This window comes from Amniculibacterium sp. G2-70, assembly GCF_014353055.1.
In the GTDB taxonomy this organism is placed as follows: Bacteria; Bacteroidota; Bacteroidia; order Flavobacteriales; family Weeksellaceae; genus Amniculibacterium; species Amniculibacterium aquaticum.
The window spans coordinates 1,194,714-1,212,050 of sequence record NZ_CP060698.1 but is presented as its reverse complement, the minus strand read 5'-3'; the positions used below and the strand labels follow the sequence as shown (position 1 = coordinate 1,212,050).

Here is a 17,337-nt window from a genome sequence, read left to right as displayed (position 1 = left end):
TCCAAATATATTTGATTTTTTTGTTTGAGTGGATAAATCAAATTTAATATTTTTCTCATTGGAATAAAACTTTTTTGAACGAAGAAACTATTTTCCGATCATTTTTTTTATGGCATTCAATTTCATCAAGGCTTCTATTGGTGTTAGCGTATTGATGTCTATTTTGGTCAGTTCTTCTCGAATGTTTTCTAAAACGGGATCGTCCAATTGAAAAAAGGAAAGCTGAAGGTTTTCTTCCGTTACTTTCTTTATCTTGTCTTTGCCCTTTTTACTTCGGCTGTTTTCTAAAGTTTTTAAAATTTCTTCGGCTCGGTGTACGACTTTAGAAGGCATGCCGGCTAATTTTGCAACATGGATACCAAAGCTGTGTTCGCTACCACCGGAAACCAATTTTCTTAGGAAAATGATGTTTCCTTTGTTTTCCTGTATGGACACATGAAAATTTTTAATTCTTTCAAAACTTACCGCCATTTCATTTAGCTCGTGATAATGCGTGGCAAATAGGGTTTTGGGTTGTACCGTTTGTTCGTGTAAATATTCTGCAATGGCCCAAGCGATGGATACCCCATCGTAGGTGGAGGTTCCACGACCTATTTCGTCCAAAAGAATCAAGCTTCTGTCCGAGATGTTGTTCAGGATGTTTGCGGCCTCGTTCATTTCCACCATAAAAGTAGATTCGCCAGAAGAGATGTTGTCCGTAGCTCCTACACGGGTGAAAATCTTGTCCAATACACCAATTTCAGCATTTTTTGCCGGGACAAATGAGCCAACCTGTGCCAATAGACAGACCAATGCCGTTTGTCGCAATATGGCCGATTTACCAGCCATGTTCGGACCGGTAACCATGAGGATTTGTTGTGAGTCTTTGTCCAAAAATATATCGTTTGGGATGTATTTTTCGCCAAGCGGAAGTGTGTTTTCTATAATCGGATGTCGGGCTTCTTTTAGGTCAATGGCAAAACCATCATTCAAAATGGGTTTGGTATAACCTTGGTGTTGGGCAAGCTCAGAAAATCCCAAAGCCACATCCCATTGGGCGATGATTTGCGAATTTTGTTGGATAAAGTCGATGTGAATCATGGCCTCGGTGCAAATTTTTCTGTACAATTCGCCTTCTAAAACCGAAATTTTTTCTTCGGCACCCAAAATCTGACTTTCGTATTCTTTAAGTTCTTCGGTAATGTATCGTTCGGCATTGACCAAAGTCTGCTTGCGGATCCATTCGCTTGGGACTTTGTCTTTGTGCGTGTTTCTAACTTCGATATAATAACCAAAAACATTGTTGAAATCGATCTTCAAGGAAGAAATTCCTGTGTTTTCAATTTCTCTTTGGCACATTTCTTCTAAATAATTTTTTCCACTTCCTTGCAGGTTTCTCAGTCGATCCAATTCTTCGTCAACCCCAGGTTTTATAACATTTCCTTTGTTGATGTTGATGGGGAGCTCTTCATTCAATCGATTGGACAGATAGTCGATCAGATCCTGAAGTTGGTTCAGCGGTTCTATCCAAGCCATAAGATCGTGGTGAGTGCTGAGCAACTGTCGAATGGACTGAATGCTGATGAGCGACTGACGAAGGTAGCCCATTTCTTTTGGATTGATTTTTTCGGCGGCTAATTTTCCCATCAATCGGTCTAGGTCAGAAATGGTCTTCAGGTGATCTGAAATTTCAAATTTTAAATCTTCATTTTTATTGAAAAACTCTATAAGATTCAGTCTTCGGTTGATTTCGTTTACCGATTTCAGAGGCATAACCAATCTTCTTCTCAACAAGCGACCGCCCATCGGAGTTGTGGTCTTGTCAATAATGTCCAACAAAGATTTTCCCTGAGGATTGCTTGGGTAGATGATTTCTAAATTTCTGAGTGTGAATTGATCCATCATCAAAAGATCGTCTTGAGGGACAACGGAAATCTTGGTGATGTGTTGCAGCAAAGCGTGGTGTGTGTCTTCTACCAGATATGCAAAAACCGCTCCTGCAGCCGTTATGGCTAGAAGAAGATTTTCTACACCGAAACCTTTCAGTGACTTGGTCTTGAAGTGCAAGGTCAGCTTTTCGTAAGCATAGTTGTATTGATAGGCCCAATCTTCGAGCTTAAAGAAATTTTTCGCTTTCAGTTGCTCGGGAAGAGGTGTGCTTCTTTGGTAGATGATCTCACTAGGGTCGAAAGTGTGTACCAAGTGCAACAGTTTTTCCAAATTGCCTTCGGAAACTAAAAATTCACCGGTAGAAATATCAACCAAAGCTATTCCGTATTTTCCTTTTTCATGATGAAGCGAAAGAAGAAAATTATTTTTTTTCGAACTTAACACCTGATCGTTGAAGGTAACTCCAGGGGTAACCAATTCCGTAACTCCTCGTTTGACAATGCCTTTTACCATTTTCGGATCTTCCAATTGGTCGCAAATGGCAACGCGAAGTCCCGCTCTAACCAGCTTGGGCAAATATGTATCCAAAGAATGGTGTGGGAAACCGGCAAGCTCTGTGTTCTCCTCACCAATGCCTCTTTTGGTAAGGGTAATACCCAAAATTTGTGCTGCTCTTACGGCATCGGATCCGAAAGTTTCGTAAAAATCGCCCACACGAAACAGCAATACCGCATCGGGATATTTGGCTTTTATGCCATTGTACTGCTTCATAAGTGGGGTTTCTTTCTTTTCTTTTGCCATAATTTTACATCTCTTTTCAAAAAAACTCTCTATGAATTTTTTTAGGTTGAAGGTTAAAAACTTAATTTTGCCAAAAATACGAAAAAATGCAATCGACAAAGAAGCTGAAGTTAGAAGAATTGGGCAGAATAGATGTGGAAGCCTTTAAAAATACCGCCAAAATCCCTTTGGTTATTTTGATGGACAATATCCGAAGCATGCACAATGTAGGAGCGGTTTTCAGAACGGCCGATGCTTTTTTGGTGGAAAAAATTATACTTTGTGGCATAACTCCGCAACCGCCACATCGAGAGATTCATAAAGCAGCATTGGGCGCAACGGAAAGCGTCGATTGGTGTTTTGTTGAAGAAACCAAGGATGCCATCAACGATTTGAAAGCTGAAGGCTATGAGATACTGGCCATCGAGCAAACCAACAATTCTAAGATGATTGATGAGTTCGGTATCGATAAAACTAAAAAATATGCTGTGGTTTTGGGAAATGAAGTGGATGGAGTTTCGGACGAGGCCATTTCTGTTTCCGACTGTTGTTTGGAGATTCCGCAATTAGGAACCAAACATTCTTTAAATGTTTCAGTCTGTGGGGGAATTGTAATTTGGGAGTTTTTTAAAGGATTGAGATAATTGGCGGTTATTTTCTAAGCGGTCGTAGCAAGTCTTCTAATCCGTTGAGTTTTATTTCGTAAACGGTGTGAAGTTGCATGCCCAATTTTCCAGCAGGAAAACCTCCGTTTCTCAGAAACCATTCCAGATAAGATACCGGCAGGTCGGCCAGGATTCGACCTTTGTATTTTCCGAAAGGCATTTTTACTTGTACGATTTCTTCTAAAATTTTTGGATCCATCTGCAGGGAGATATTTTTTTTCTGGGGTAAAAATATAAAAAATGTGGCCATCTCTTTTGGAGATAACCACAAAAATTATTTTGATGGTGTCTTATACAACGCCTTGTGCCAGCATGGCTTCGGCAACTTTTACAAAACCAGCAATGTTTGCTCCTTTTACATAATTTACATAGCCATCAGGTTCTTTTCCGTATTCCATACACGCATTGTGAATGCCGACCATAATTTCGTGCAATCTGTGGTCAACCTCTTCTGAAGACCAGTTTAGACGGATGGAATTTTGGGTCATTTCCAATCCGGAAGTTGCTACGCCACCCGCATTGGAGGCTTTGCCCGGGCTGAAAAGCACTTTGTTTGAAATGAAATGCTCAATAGCGTCTAAGGTCGATGGCATATTGGCTGCTTCTGTTAAACAGATGCAACCGTTGGCAACCAATTGTTTGGCATCGTCCAAGTTCAATTCGTTTTGTGTTGCTGAAGGAATGGCGACATCGCATTTTACCTCCCAAGGTCTTTTTCCAGCATGAAATTCAGCCGATGGATATTTTTTAACATAATCTTCGGCTCTATTGTTTCCAGAGTCTCTTAGTTCTAGCAAATAATTGATTTTTTCACCAGAAATACCGTCTTTATCATAGATGTATCCGTCCGGACCGGAAATGGTAAGGACTTTCCCGCCCAAATCGTTCACTTTTTTTATTACGCCCCAAGCTACATTTCCAAATCCGGAAACGGCGAAGGTTTTTCCAGCAATTTTTTCGCCTTTGGTTGCTAACATTTGTTCGCAGAAATAAACAACGCCGTAACCTGTTGCCTCAGGACGGATCAAGGATCCTCCATAAGCCAATCCTTTCCCGGTTAGTACTCCGGTAAACTCGTTTCGGATTTTTTTGTACTGACCGAATAAATAACCGATTTCTCTAGCTCCAACTCCAATGTCACCGGCAGGGACATCGGTTTCTGGGCCAATGTGTTTGCACAATTCTGTCATAAATGCTTGGCAAAAGCGCATCACTTCCATGTCGGATTTCCCTTGTGGATCAAAATCAGAACCTCCTTTTCCACCGCCCATCGGAAGTGTGGTGAGGGAATTTTTGAAAACTTGTTCGAAGGCTAAAAATTTTAAAACGGATAGATTTACCGTAGGATGAAATCTCAGTCCTCCTTTGTACGGGCCAATGGCGGAATTCATTTGGATTCTGAACCCTCTGTTGACTTGTATTTCGCCTTTGTCGTCAATCCACGGTACACGGAAGATGATGGTTCTTTCGGGTTCTGCCATTCTTTCCAAAAGTTTCATCCCTTTGTATTTGGGATGGGTGTGGATGAAGGGGATAACGGTGTGGGCAACTTCTTTTACGGCTTGTAAAAATTCAGGCTCGTTAGGATTTTTTGAAGCAATTCTAGAGATGAAATCTTGGATTTCCTGCTCAATATTCTGTGTGTTCATTATGCTTTAAATAATTTTAATAAAACAAATTTATATTTCTTTTTTGGATGGACAAGGAAAATTTGCATTTATCATAATCTAATTTTTGTCATGTGAAAATTAGGTTAAATGTAAGTAAAGCTTTGGATGGTTTGGGAAAGGGTAATTTATGTAGGAAATATTGGTTTTATGTTAATTGTATTTCTTATTGATGCGGTATTGTCTGGATGAGGTAGATTTCAAGATGTTCATCAATTCCAACTCTAAGATGCTTCCTAACAATTGATGCCCTGGAATTTGCAGTATTTCAGACAGTTCATCCAAAGAAATGTCATTTTTTGAAGATACGGCATCAAAGATTTTTTGCTGAGAAGGACTAAGTTCTAGGGTTGTATTTTTAGGAAATAATTCACTGACCGACTCTTTGGTGGTTAGGTTTAGGTTGTCGATCAAATTGTTGATGGTGGAGATGGTGCTGGCTTTATTTTGTGCAATAAGTTGGTTGCATCCTTGACTGTATTTGTCACCAATGCGACCGGGGAGGGCATAGATGTCTCTGTTGTAGTTGTTGGCAAACGAAACGGTACTGATGGAGCCTCCTCCAAAGGCGGTTTCGACCACGATGGTGGCTTCAGAAAGTCCTGCTACAATGCGGTTTCTTTGTATGAAATTTTGAGGATCCGGTTTCTGGCTCGAGTTGAATTCGGTGATGAGCATGCCTCCGTGTTCGAGGATTTTTTCTGCAAGAAATTTATTTTTGGACGGATACAGCGTTTGAAAGCCATGTGCTAGAACGGCAATGGTGGGTCTGTTGTGTTTTATGGATTGCTCATGTACTTCGGTGTCGGCTCCTACGGCCAATCCGCTGACGGTTTTTATGTTGCAATTGGGTAAAGAACTGATGAAGTTTTCGACAAAATTTTTTCCGTAGGAGGTAACATGTCGCGTCCCTACCATACTAATGCATTTGTAGCTTTCGTCGTAATTTCCTTTGTGGTAAAGTATGGACGGAGCGTCGTCGCACTCGTTCAGCAGTTTTGGGAAGTCTTTTTGGTGTCGAATCCAGATTTTAACAGCGTTTTTCTCGCAAAATGTTAATTCTTTTTCTGCAAATTTCAGATGTTCGGTATTGCCAATTTCGGCAATGGTTTTCCTGCCTAAACCATTCATTTTGCCTAAGTTGCTGTGTGAGGTTTTCCAAATCTCTTGTGCACTTCCGAACTTAGAAACCAATTTGTGAAAATTGATATCGCCAATTAATGCACACTTTCGTAAAGCAATGGAATAGAGGTGTTCATCGGTAAACATTTGCGTATTTTTATTCAAAATTATGAAAAAAAAGTATCGCTAATTTTCTTTTTTTCTTAGATCATCCAATCGGTTCCAGATGTCGTCTTTCTTTTTATGAGGCAGTTCTGAGAAGTCTTCAGGGTGATTTTCTTTGTATTCTTGCCAAAGCTTGTCGTCTTTTTCGCTATAATAATTGGGGTATTCCCAAATGAATTTTTTCTTTTTATCACCAATGTTTTTGTACATAAAAGCCATAATGCTTCCGATGATGGCACCAGAAAGATGGGCTTGCCAAGATATTTTGCTGGGTTCGTTCAGGTTGGAGAAAAACTCTTCTGGAAATATGCCCCAAACCAAACCACCGTAATACAAAACAACCAATAAAGAAATGGTGAGGAGTTTCATGTTCCAACGAAAGACGCCACTGAAAAAGAGGAAGAATGCCAAAACATAAACCAAACCGCTGGCACCAACAATACAAATGTATCGGTACTCGCCAGTCATGATGTCTATGGGAGGCAGGAGCCAGACCAAAAGCCCAACAGCAATCCATCCTGTAAAAAATATTTTGTTGGCAATGCTGGGGTAAAACTGATACAACAAAAACATCAAAATCACCATGGGGAGGGAGTTTCCAATGATGTGGTCTAAGCTTCCGTGAAGCAATGGGGAGAACAAGATGCCTTTTAGTCCGTCCGGGTGAAGTGGAATAATGGCGCCGTTGCAACTTTCAAAAAAACCATGAAGTTGTAAAAAATAAAAAAACCACATGGCAAAAAGCATTGCAAGTGGGTAGAAGATGGCCTTTTTAGAAATGGTTTTTTTTAACATGGATATAACTTATCAAAACGAAAGCCACAATAAATTGTAGGAAATTTTGTCCTTTATTGATAAAAATAGTCAAAAAATGAGACAAAATGCATTTTTATTTTTAAATTTTAATTTTCAATGTGTTAATTTTGTCGCTCGTTGTTTTGAAAGTAAGGGTTATCTAAAATAATATTGAAAAACAATTTTGATGAGGCCTTTATATTCTCAATTATTACTGATTAATAGATTATGAAAAAAGTAACTTCAATATTTTTAATGTTGATGACGGTCTGTGCTTCTGCTCAAATTTCTGAGTATCGAAAGCTGATAGACTCTATTGGGCAAAAAAAATGGTCTGAAACCAATTTGGATTTGGATAGTTTGGCGAATCCTAAAATTGAAGGCTTTAAAAGAAAATTTGCAGATACCATATACATTCCTAAAAATGCGGTCGTCCCGAACGGGCCAACAGAAATGCCGTTGACGCCTTTTGGATTGGTAAAATATAAAGATCCGCAACGATGGTACTTTATGGGGCAGAATAATTTGGTGTTTAACCAAGCGTCTTTTTCGAATTGGAATGCCGGAGGGAATAGCAATATCGGTGTAATTGCAAAAGTGAATTACAACATGAGCTACAAAAAGAACAAGCATTTCTTGGAAAATATTTTCCAATTTGGATTTGGTTTCGTTACTACCAATGGACAACCGACCAAAAAAACAGATGACTACATCAATGTGACTTCCAATTATGGCTATGATATCGGTAAAAATTATTACCTGTCGTCGGGTATTCAGTTTGTTACGCAGTTTGGGCCGGGATATAATTACTCATCAACGCCGGATCCTAAGTTTGAAGATCGGATTTCAAAATTTATGGCTCCAGGGTACCTGAATGTTGGTCTCGGTATTTCGTATAATCCAAATGAAAATTTGCAGATTATTTTTCGCCCACTCAACGGTCGATTTACTTTCGTGACCGACCCTCTTTTGCAAAAGGCAGGTAAATACGGTTTGTTGGAAGATGGACAAAGCCTAAGAACCGAGCTCGGTTTTAGGATGAATTTTATCTATAGACTGAATATTCATAAGGGAATCTATATGGACAATCAATTGAATTTATTTTCCAATTATTTGGAGCATATGGAAAGGGTAAATGTCGCTTATAATGCCTCGTTGAATATCAAATTTAATAAATACATCACCACGGTGGTTAATTTGGACTTGTTGTACGATCACTATCAAATTCAAAAATTACAAACGAAACAAACGCTGGGTATTGGATTTATTTATAATTTGGGTGGACAAAATATTGAGAAAGACAATCGTAAAAAGGTGATAAAACCCATTGTGACAAAATAAAATTTAAATAAAATAAACACATGAAGAAAATTTCAGTACTCATTTTATCGGCAATCGGTTGCTTTGCTGTGGCTCAGGAAACGAATGTACAAGATTCTGCTACCGTGAAGCATTGGTCGGTTGTAGGGCAAAATACTTTAATGCTCAATCAGGCGGCGTTTTCCAACTGGGTTGGTGGTGGTGCCAACAATGTAGGTTGGTTGGCCGGAGTGAACTACAACATGACCTATGAAAAAGGTAAAAATCTTTGGGAAAATATTGTCATTCTTGGTTATGGGCAGAACAATACCCAAGGTTTGGGAAATAGAAAAACCCAAGATGTGATCAACCTTTCCACCAATTACGGTAGAGAGATTTACAAAAACTGGTATGCTTCTGTTGGTGCTGGTCTGTTAACGCAATTTGCTCCAGGATATGCGGACGGTAACAACCCTGCGGCAGCAAAATTATCCAATTTTATGGCTCCCGGCTATCTTAATTTGGGTGCAGGTATCACCTACAAACCGAATGATAATTTTACGATGACGCTTCGTCCTGCCAATGCCAAGTGGACTTTTGTGTTGGATAAAGATTTGCAAGTTGCAGGTAATTATGGCTTGAAGAACAATGGCGATTCTTCCTTGTTTCAGTTCGGTTTCTTGGGAACGGCAATCTATAAAGTGAAGTTGATGGAGAATATTTCTTTGGTCAATTCGGCATCGGTGTTTTCCAATTATTTGGATCATCCGGAGCGATTGGTTTTGGGGTACAGCGGTGCTTTGAATATGAAAATTAACAAATACATTTCGTCCAACATTACTTTAGATTTACTGTACGATCATAACCAAATCAAAAAAACGCAACTTAAACAAACTTTAGGTGTTGGTTTGGCTTATACCATTGACAATGGGGTGAAGAGATCCGAAAATAAAAACAACCACTCTTGGAAAGTGGATAAAAAATAGATTTTTAAAAATTATTAAAAAAAGGCTGCTCAAATCGAGCAGCCTTTATAATTGTTATTATTTGGTGAATAGCAATTCTCTGTATTTGGTCATTGGCCAAAGTTCGTCATCAACCATCATTTCCAAAGCATCGGATGCGGAACGGATTACGGAAAATAAAGGTCTAACCTTATTGCAATACGCTTCTGCTTTTTTCTGTCCGTCTTCGGTGGCATTGGCTTTTTCTTTTGCCGTTAACAATTCATCAACACCTGTTTTAATTTGTGCTACTTGATGAGAGATGTCTCGGATAAGATCCATTTGTTCTTTAGCTAATGTAAGATATTCTTTGTCTCCAAAAATTTCTTTCAATCCTTTTACATTATCAATCAATCGGTTTTGATAATTAAGGGCAGCCGGTACAATGTGGTTTCTGGCAATGTCTGCCAAGACTCTTGCTTCGATATCAACTACCGTTGCGTATTTTTCCAATTTAATTTCCACTCGGGCTTCAAATTCTCTGTGAGAGTAGATGCCCATTTCTTCATACAAATCCATGAATTTTTTGTCAAGCATTTGTTTTAGAGCTTCGGGAGTTGTTTTGTGGTTGTTCAATCCTCTTTTCTTGGCTTCTTTGGCCCAATCATCAGAGTATCCATCGCCTTCGAAAATAATGTTTTTACATTTTTTTACATATTCTCTCAGGATGTTGAAGATGGCTTCGTCTTTCTTCAGTCCGGTTTCTATCAAGGCGTCAACTTCTTGTTTGAAGACGATCAGTTGTTTTGCCATGATGGTGTTCAGAACCGTCATCGGCTCGGCACAGTTTGCAGAAGAGCCAACTGCACGGAACTCGAATTTGTTTCCTGTGAATGCGAAAGGCGAAGTTCTGTTTCTGTCGGTATTGTCCAATAGGATTTCAGGAATTTTTCCTACAACATTCAATTTCAATTCGGTTTTTTCTTCAGGAGAAAGTTTGCCATCGGTTACTTTTTCCAAATCGTCCAAAACGCCGTACAATTGAGTTCCGATAAATGCTGAAATAATTGCCGGTGGAGCTTCATTGGCACCCAGTCTATAGTCGTTATTGGCAGATGCAATGCTGGCTCTCAAAAGATCGGCATTGTCATGAACGGCCATTAATGAGTTGACAAAGAATGTCAAGAATTGTAAGTTTTTCTTAGGATTTTTTCCCGGACTCAAAAGGTTTTCTCCGGTGTCGGTTGCTAGCGACCAGTTGTTGTGTTTGCCACTTCCGTTAACGCCTTTGAACGGTTTTTCGTGGAACAGGATATGGAAATGGTGTTTGTGTGCAATTCTTGCCATAACATCCATTAGCAAAGAGTTGTGGTCTACAGCAACATTGGTTTCTTCAAACATTGGGGCAAGCTCAAACTGGTTTGGTGCCACTTCGTTGTGTCTGGTCGTTACTGGGATTCCTAGTTTAATACACTCAACTTCCAATTCCTTCATGAAGTTCATGACTCTGGTTGGTATGGATCCGAAGTAGTGATCGTCCAATTGTTGTCCTTTTGCGGCAGTGTGTCCCAAAAGAGTTTGTCCTGTAATGACCAAATCCGGTCTGGAAAGGTATAGTGCACTGTCAACCAAGAAATATTCTTGCTCCCAACCTAAAGTAGCAGTTACTTTGGTAACATTTTTATCAAAATACGATTTGCAAACATCGGTTGCGGCTTCGTCAATTGCATGCAATGCTCTTAATAGTGGAGTCTTGTAATCCAAAGCTTCTCCAGTGTATGAAATGAAAATAGAAGGGATGCACAAGGTAGTTCCCATGATGAATGCCGGCGAAGTAGGATCCCAAGCGGTATAGCCTCTGGCTTCGAAGGTGTTTCTAATTCCTCCATTTGGGAATGAAGATGCATCGGGCTCTTGTTGGATCAGCATTCCTCCGTTGAATCGTTCAATTGCTCTGTCGCTTTCAAAAGGTGTGAAGAAGCTGTCGTGTTTTTCAGCGGTGGTACCTGTCAAAGGCTGAAACCAATGCGTATAGTGCGTAACGCCTTTGGATAACGCCCAATCCTTCATGGCTACTGCAATTTGATCGGCAATATGTCTTTGGATTTTCGACCCTCTTTTAATGGCGTCTTGTATCGCTTCGAATGCTTCTTTCGTAAGGTAAGACCTCATGGCTTCTTCGGAAAAAACATTTTGGCAGAAAAGTTCAGAAAGTTTTGCTGGAACTTCTACTTTGTTCACGGCTCTGTAATTTTGAAACGGAAGAGTTTCGAGAGCTTTAAATCTTAATTTTGACATAATGCTTTGGTTTTATCTGGCAAAATTACAAAAAAAATGAATAAAATTATTTTTGACCCCTATTTTTTTTAGGGGTGTTTGTGTTATTTTGTATTTCATGCTTTGTTTTGATGGTTTCATTATTGCTGTTTGTTATGTTAATTTTCGTTCATTTACGGGAGTGTGGCTTGGTAAATCCGATAATTATATTGTAACTTGTCTCACTTTTTTAAAAATTAAATTTATGGCAAATTCTAGAGCAAGAGAAACTACGGAAGCAATTGAACGATTGTATGTGTCTATGAGACACTTGTTTTACAGAGGTTTTTTCAAACCGGCAGGGGTTTCGGGAGGCAGTCTTAGGTCTTTGTTGATGACCATCAACCCTGAAATCTACGGTTCAATGAATGTGCCCAACAAAATTGAACTCGATGGTTTGCTCTATGTTTTGGATCGTTTACCAGAGGGTATAGAGGAGACTCCCTTTGTGCACCTGACCTCAGACGAAGGTTTTGAAAAAGGAAGTTTTGACCTGATTGTTCCTAAAAAGAGACGAAGAAATTGTTATCGAATAGACGATCACCAAATGAACATTGAGGTGTTGCTTGGTCGTTCGGAAGTTTATGATATCCTCACCCACCTTACCTTTTTATATATAGAGGCCGATAAAATCAGGAATTTGGCATTTATAAAAGAAGACGGATGCCGTTCTACAAGAACCTGGAGGATAATTGAAGAAGTCGCGTTAGGTAAAAAGAAAATGAGCCGCCAAGAGAAGGAGGTTGCTCTCATCCATCTTTCGTCTTTGTTGGGTCGTACTTTTGATGAAACTTTGGAAGCCTACCATAACTTTGGAGACGATAAAAATCCGGATCGCTTATTCAAAGTAATTTATCATCTGGGAAGGGTGAGCCTAAGCGACGATCAGGAAGTGAGAGAGCGTGAAATTCATTTTTCAGCCATTCTTCGAGAAAGAATTGGACACCACTATTTTGGTGAAAAATGGGCCAATAATGTAAAGGCGGTTTTACTGAAAAACAATCTTCATGAAAAACCCCTGCACATCATCTCTGCCAATATGCATTCGGTGAAAAATATGCTCTTCGGGCACGATGCATTGGAGAAAAAAGCATCCACAGAAGTCGATTACAAATTCTACGAAGACATCAGCAACAACAAATCCCATCAGGATAAAATTTTAAAATTTGCCGAAAACCAAGGACTTATATATATCAATGACGACAGCGGCAGCAATATTGATGTTCAAATTATCGATCTTTCAAAAATAAAATTAGAAAATTCTCCTTTTGCACATTTGGATTTTAAAGGAGACGATGTGGTTTTGGTGTTCGATTATGCCTTTGGCGAACAAGCTTTTGAAGTGATGGACGAGCTCCTAAGGCCCATAGCCCTAGATGGAAATAAAAATTCCATGAATGTGAAATCCATTTCGATTATGGGGAAAGCAGGAATACTAACGGGTGGAAAAGGCGATATCATGATCCCGACTTCTCATATTTTTGAAGGTACAGCCGACAATTATCCTTTTGAAAACGCTCTGAAATTGCATGATTTTCAAGATGATGAAATAAAAGCTTTTGAAGGTTCGATGATTACGGTATTGGGAACTTCGCTTCAGAATAAAGACATTCTGACCTATTTTATGAATACTTCTTGGAAAGCAATTGGTCTAGAAATGGAAGGAGCCCATTACCAAAAAGCAATTCAGGTGGCCTCCAAAATACGACACCATATTTCTCAAGATTTATTTGTTATGTATGCCTATTATGCTTCGGACAACCCATTAGAAACGGGAAGTACCCTGTCTTCCGGAGGTCTCGGACTTACCGGTGTCAAGCCAACTTACATGATCACTTACGGTATTCTGAATAAAATTTTCGAAAGCTCAAAATAGAGAAATCCACATAAAACCGCCTCTCAAAAGGCGGTTTTTTTATGTCTTTTTCAAAAATTGTAAAATTCACTATCTTTCACCCTTTAAATTTTTATTATGATGAAGTTATTTTCGTTGATTCTTACTCTTGCTTTTATGACCTTTTATGCTCAGCAAGGTCCATATTATCAGCAATTTGCAAATTATAAAATCGATGTAGATGTAGATGCTGCCAACTTTACCTACCAAGGAAAACAGGAACTTACCTATACCAACAATTCTCCAGACGAGCTGAAAGTGGTGTATTTTAATCTGTATTGGAATGCCTTTAAATCGGGTTCTATGATGGATCAAAGGGTGAGCGGTCAAGGGAAAAACGGCGACTCTCGTTTGCAGCAAAACGGAATATCTCGTTTGTCAAGCATTTCCAAAGAAGAAGAGGGTGCGCAAAACATTCACTTTATCAAACAAAATGGCAAAAACTTAAAATTTGAAATTCAAGAAACCGTAATGAAGGTGGAATTGGCAGAGCCGATAAAGCCCAATTCTAAAACAACTTTCACCATGCAATGGGATGCCGTGATCCCCATGCAGATCCGTAGAAGCGGAAGAAATAATCGTGAAGGCATCGACATGACCATGACCCAATGGTTTCCGAAAATTGCCGAATACGACTACGACGGCTGGGCAACTTTTGACTATGTGGGAAGGGAATTTCACGCACCTTTTGCCAATTTTGATGTGAGCATTTCCATTGATAAAGATTATGTAATTGGTGCCGGTGGAACTTTGATGAATCCTGATGAAGTAAAAGGATATCAAACGGATGCCGTGGTGAAAACCAACAGTCAAAATAAAGCAACTTGGAGGTGGACGGCTAAAAACATGTTGGATTTTGCTTGGGCTGCCGACAGAGATTATTCGGTGGATGCTTTTACGGTTGTGGACGGTCCAAAAGTCTATTTGGTCTATCAAAAATCCGAGAAAACCTTGTTTTGGGAACAGTCCAAGCCTTACATCGAAAAATATTTTCAACTGATGAATGCCACATTTGGAAGATATGTCTATCCTTCATATTCCTTTATTCAAGCCGGAGATGGAGGTATGGAATACGGAATGTGTACCATGATTTTGGGAGAAGCTAAAAAATTAGAAGACCTCTGTGGATTGATGTTTCACGAAGGATCTCATTCTTGGTTTCAGCAAATTATTGCTACCAACGAGTCCATGAAACCTTGGATGGACGAAGGTTTTACCAGTTATGCCGAATCGATTGCCATGAACCGCTTGTTTCCGCCTCAACAATCAATGCCGAATCCCTTCGTCGGAACTTTGGAAAATTATAGAAAATTTGTAAAATCCGGAAAAGAAGAGCCGGCCGTTTGGTTGGGCGATCACCACGACGACGGTAGAGCCTATACTTTTTCTACTTATGTAAAAGGAGAGTTGTTTTTGGTGCAGTTGGGATACATCGTTGGAGAGCCTATGTTGTCCTCAATTATGAAAGAATATTATCAGCAATGGAAGTTGAAACACCCTAGCGATAGGGACTTTTTGCACATCGCTCAGAAAATGTCCGGCATGGATCTCAAGTGGTTTCATCATTATTGGATCAATACCACCAAAACCATAGATTACGGAATAAAAGAGGTGAGTTTTGGCGAAAAATCAACCACGATAACGCTCGTTAATAAAGGTTCCGTACCGATGCCTATAGATTTTTCAGTACTTACAAAGGATAAAAAAGTGGTGAATTATCAAATCCCACTAAACCTTACCCGAGTTTGGAAGAATAAAGACATCAATGGCAATTTTACATCGTTGGATTATTGGTCTTGGACGCAAAAAGAATATACCTTTACAATCCCGTACACCAAAGATCAATTGCTGGCTTTAGGTATCGATTTCTCCCAAAGATTGGCAGATGTCAATATGGAAGATAATTTCTACGAAGTAAAGTTGGATAAAGTTTCTAAATAAGAGTAAAACATCTATGAGCATTATTGTCATCAATATCGGGAACACCAACATTCGTTTTGGTTTATTTCAAAAAGACAACTGCGAAATTTCGTGGATCATCAATACCAAACCGTACAAAACCAGTGACGAACTTTTTGTACAGTTTCTTACACTTTATCAATATTATCAAATAAAAATTGAGGAAATTGAAAAGGTGATTGTCGGTTCGGTAGTCCCACAATTGACTTACGATATTTCCAGAGCGGTGGAGAAAATACACAATAAAAAACCGATTTTGGTCGATAGAAACACACTTTCGGAGGTGGTTCCGAAATCCAAACAAATGGGCACGGATATCTATGCCAATTTGGTGGCAGCGCATCATTTGTATCCTGGGAAGAAAAAAATCATCATCGATTTTGGTACAGCGCTCACCGCAAGTTGCATCACCGAAACGGGCGAAACCATTGGTGTAATTATTGCTCCGGGCATCATTACCTCGCTCAATTCCTTGGTGAGCCAAACGGCACAATTGCCGGAAATTGAACTGAAAAAACCAAAATCTGTTCTTGGTCTAGATACCGTAACCTGTATGCAAAGCGGCATGGTCTATGGCTATTTGGGTATGGTGGAAGGTTTCATCGACCGGATAAACGATGAGGTGGGGGGCGATTGTTTTGTGGTGGCTACAGGTGGAGTTTCTCATGTATACAAACCCTTGACCGACAAGATCCATGTTGCCGATAGGCTGCACACCCTGAAAGGTCTTTATTATTTGGGTAAAGACAAATAAGAAAAATAAAAATCCTTCATGAAAATATTCGTGAAGGATTTTTTTTATCGCCTATCTCCCTATTCTCGATGCCCGACTTAGGATTTCAAGATTTATTTCGTTTATGAGTTCCGTGCCTTCGTAGATGAAACCGGTGTACAGCTGAAGTAGTGTGGCGCCGGCATCCAATTTTTCCATGGCATCTTTTGCAGAATGTATGCCACCAACCCCAATAATTGGGAAGGTACCACCGCTTTTATCGTGTAAATATTTGATGACTTTTGTGCTTCTTTCTTTTATGGGTTTGCCACTCAAGCCGCCGTTGCCAATTTCGTTGAGCCTTTCGGTGCTTGTCCTCAGTCCTTCTCTGTTGGTCGATGTATTGGTAGCCACAATGCCGTCGATTTTGGTTTCAGCAACCAGGTCTATAATTTCATCCAATTGTCCGGTGTTAAGATCCGGAGCGATTTTTAGCAATATAGGCTTAGGATGGGCCTTGGTATTGTTTATTTTCTGTACTTCTGTGATCAGCTCTTTTAGGTAGTCGGCGTCTTCCAATTTAGCATGGCTGCTCACATTGGGGCAGCTCACATTCAGTACAAAATAATCTACGAAAGGATGAAGCCCTTCAAAACATTCCAAATAATCTTGGGTATAATTTTCTGGGGCGGTAGTGGTGTTTTTTCCAATATTCCCACCGATAATTATTTTTCCTTTATTTTTTTTTAGTTGATGAATGGCAGCTGCTAAACCCTCATTGTTAAAGCCCATTCTGTTGATGATACCTCCATCTTCAATCAGTCGGAATAATCTTTTCTTGGGATTCCCGTCCTGAGCTTTTGGCGTTACGGTACCGATCTCTACAAAGCCAAAACCAAGGTCTGCCAATTCGTTGAAGAGTACCGCATTCTTGTCAAATCCGGCAGCCAGGCCAATGGGGTTTTTGAATTTTAACCCAAAGACCTCCCGCTCCAATTTTTTGCTTTCAACGGGTTTAGGTAAAAAAAGTTTGGCCATAAAACCAAAGTTTTTCAAAAGGGAAAAGGTTAAATGATGAGCTTCCTCTGGATCTAGTTTGAAAAGTAACGGACGAATAATGCTTTTGTACATCGAAAAAAAAGTTTTACAA

The 17,337-nt window shown here is 39.6% G+C and carries 13 protein-coding genes; 6 read left to right on the top strand and 7 right to left on the bottom strand.

What is annotated here, in order from left to right:
• Positions 1-87 precede the first annotated feature (87 nt).
• Complete coding sequence (mutS, locus tag H9Q20_RS05515; protein WP_187478474.1) at positions 88-2,670, bottom strand: DNA mismatch repair protein MutS; 2,583 nt, start codon at positions 2,668-2,670, stop codon at positions 88-90.
• An 86-nt stretch (positions 2,671-2,756) separates the two neighbouring features.
• Here mutS and H9Q20_RS05510 point away from each other — a divergent pair, with 86 nt between their 5' ends.
• Positions 2,757-3,293, top strand: a complete 537-nt coding sequence (locus H9Q20_RS05510; RefSeq protein WP_124639255.1) for an RNA methyltransferase — start codon at positions 2,757-2,759, stop codon at positions 3,291-3,293.
• A gap of 7 nt (positions 3,294-3,300) precedes the next feature.
• Here the strand turns inward: H9Q20_RS05510 and H9Q20_RS05505 are convergent, their stop codons facing one another.
• The 4 genes from H9Q20_RS05505 to H9Q20_RS05490 all read right to left on the bottom strand — a co-directional run bounded on the left by H9Q20_RS05505 (position 3,301) and on the right by H9Q20_RS05490 (position 7,063).
• Positions 3,301-3,513, bottom strand: coding sequence for a DUF3820 family protein (locus tag H9Q20_RS05505; RefSeq protein ID WP_124639257.1), 213 nt, complete (start codon positions 3,511-3,513; stop codon positions 3,301-3,303).
• A gap of 91 nt (positions 3,514-3,604) precedes the next feature.
• A complete protein-coding gene (gdhA, locus tag H9Q20_RS05500) occupies positions 3,605-4,963 on the bottom strand; it encodes an NADP-specific glutamate dehydrogenase (RefSeq protein ID WP_124639259.1) in 1,359 nt (452 codons plus the stop codon).
• Between the two features lie 171 nt (positions 4,964-5,134).
• Complete coding sequence (dprA, locus tag H9Q20_RS05495; protein WP_187478473.1) at positions 5,135-6,250, bottom strand: DNA-processing protein DprA; 1,116 nt, start codon at positions 6,248-6,250, stop codon at positions 5,135-5,137.
• 39 nt (positions 6,251-6,289) lie between these two features.
• Positions 6,290-7,063 carry a rhomboid family intramembrane serine protease gene (locus tag H9Q20_RS05490; protein ID WP_124639263.1) on the bottom strand — a complete coding sequence of 258 codons (774 nt, stop codon included), beginning with the start codon at positions 7,061-7,063 and terminating at the stop codon, positions 6,290-6,292.
• A 228-nt stretch (positions 7,064-7,291) separates the two neighbouring features.
• Between H9Q20_RS05490 and H9Q20_RS05485 the strand changes: the two genes are divergently transcribed.
• Both H9Q20_RS05485 and H9Q20_RS05480 read left to right on the top strand, forming a co-directional pair.
• Complete coding sequence (locus tag H9Q20_RS05485) at positions 7,292-8,404, top strand: DUF3078 domain-containing protein (protein ID WP_124639265.1); 1,113 nt, start codon at positions 7,292-7,294, stop codon at positions 8,402-8,404.
• A gap of 20 nt (positions 8,405-8,424) precedes the next feature.
• Positions 8,425-9,348, top strand: coding sequence for a DUF3078 domain-containing protein (locus H9Q20_RS05480; RefSeq protein WP_124639267.1), 924 nt, complete (start codon positions 8,425-8,427; stop codon positions 9,346-9,348).
• Positions 9,349-9,405: 57 nt separating this feature from the next.
• On the opposite strand, the gene H9Q20_RS05475 is transcribed toward H9Q20_RS05480, so the two are convergent.
• The gene (locus H9Q20_RS05475) at positions 9,406-11,604 is read right to left on the bottom strand and encodes a glutamine synthetase III (protein WP_124639269.1); all 2,199 of its coding nucleotides are present in this window, start codon (positions 11,602-11,604) and stop codon (positions 9,406-9,408) included.
• Positions 11,605-11,827: 223 nt separating this feature from the next.
• Here H9Q20_RS05475 and H9Q20_RS05470 point away from each other — a divergent pair, with 223 nt between their 5' ends.
• From H9Q20_RS05470 to H9Q20_RS05460, 3 genes are all read left to right on the top strand, one after another.
• On the top strand, positions 11,828-13,498 hold the full coding sequence (locus H9Q20_RS05470) for a DUF6909 family protein (RefSeq protein ID WP_124639271.1): 1,671 nt from the start codon (positions 11,828-11,830) through the stop codon (positions 13,496-13,498).
• Positions 13,499-13,594: 96 nt separating this feature from the next.
• Entirely contained in the window at positions 13,595-15,457 is a 1,863-nt protein-coding gene (locus tag H9Q20_RS05465; RefSeq protein WP_187478472.1) for a M1 family metallopeptidase, read from the top strand.
• A 13-nt stretch (positions 15,458-15,470) separates the two neighbouring features.
• Positions 15,471-16,229, top strand: a complete 759-nt coding sequence (locus H9Q20_RS05460; RefSeq protein WP_187478471.1) for a type III pantothenate kinase — start codon at positions 15,471-15,473, stop codon at positions 16,227-16,229.
• A 51-nt stretch (positions 16,230-16,280) separates the two neighbouring features.
• On the opposite strand, the gene H9Q20_RS05455 is transcribed toward H9Q20_RS05460, so the two are convergent.
• Entirely contained in the window at positions 16,281-17,318 is a 1,038-nt protein-coding gene (locus H9Q20_RS05455; RefSeq protein ID WP_187478470.1) for a quinone-dependent dihydroorotate dehydrogenase, read from the bottom strand.
• Between the last annotated feature and the right edge of the window lie 19 nt (positions 17,319-17,337).